This is a genomic window from Methylobacterium dankookense (assembly GCF_902141855.1).
Classification (GTDB): domain Bacteria; phylum Pseudomonadota; class Alphaproteobacteria; order Rhizobiales; family Beijerinckiaceae; genus Methylobacterium; species Methylobacterium dankookense.
On the sequence record NZ_CABFVH010000124.1, the window covers coordinates 1 to 920 of the forward strand.

Sequence of the window (920 nt, forward strand, 5' to 3'; positions counted from 1 at the left end):
AGAGTCCGTCCGATAAGTCATGAGGCGCGTCCCAGCCGTCGAACGAGGATCATGACGGCAGCGGCGTAGAGGAAGGCTTGGGCCGAGGCGAGGGTCGCCTCCGGGTCTTTCCAGAGGCGGCGGTTGCGGCTGATCCAGCCAAAGAAGCGTTCGACCACCCATCTGCGCGGATGCACGGCAAAGCCAACCTGATCCTTGGGTTTGCGCACGATGTCGACGGTGATGATCGTGGCCGTCGCGGGCCTGTCGCCGGCATAGCCTGCATCAGCGAAGGCTTTGGCGATGAACGGGAAGGTCCGCCGCGACAGGCGCAGCACCGGTCCGGCCCCATCGCGATCCTGTACGTCGGCGGCCTGCGGATCGAGCACGAGAGCGCGCCCGTCCGTGTCGACCAGGGCCTGACGCTTGCGGCCTTTGATCTTCTTTCCGGCGTCGTAGCCCCGCGGGCCACCGCTCTCTGTGGTCTTCACGCTCTGGCTATCGAGCACCGCGGCGGTGGGTGAGGCATGCCGACCAGCCCGCTCGCGGTCGGCCATGACGAGCGTGTGGTTGATCCGGCCGAACAGCCCGTCGTCGCGCCAGCGCGCAAAGTAGCCGAACGTCGTGCTGCGTGGAGGCAGGTCCTTCGGGATCAGCCGCCAGGCGATACCGCCTCGCAGCACGTAGAAGATGGCGTTCAGGACCTCCCGCGTCGTCCAGACTGGCGGGCGGCCACATGGCGCTGGCTCCGGCATCAGAGGTGCGATCACCGCCCACTCGGCATCTGTCAGGTCGGTTTCATAGCGCAGGCCCGCACGGCTATGCTGCCGCCGGGTGGTCGGGGTCCACATGGCAGATCCAGGTCAGGTTTCAGCACCCTCTTGGAATCACTGCCATCCCGGCCACTCAACCCTGCCTCAGCCCCTTATCGGACGGGCTCT

1 protein-coding gene is annotated in these 920 nt (G+C 66.6%); it reads right to left on the minus strand.

Annotated elements, in window-relative coordinates:
- Positions 1-17 precede the first annotated feature (17 nt).
- On the minus strand, positions 18-830 hold the full coding sequence (locus MTDSW087_RS29850) for an IS5 family transposase (protein ID WP_144769413.1): 813 nt from the start codon (positions 828-830) through the stop codon (positions 18-20).
- Between the last annotated feature and the right edge of the window lie 90 nt (positions 831-920).

What these genes read in the sequence shown, in the direction of transcription:
- MTDSW087_RS29850 (WP_144769413.1), bottom strand. Translation starts at nt 830, where the DNA reads ATGTGGACCCCGACCACCCGGCGGCAGCATAGCCGTGCGGGCCTGCGC.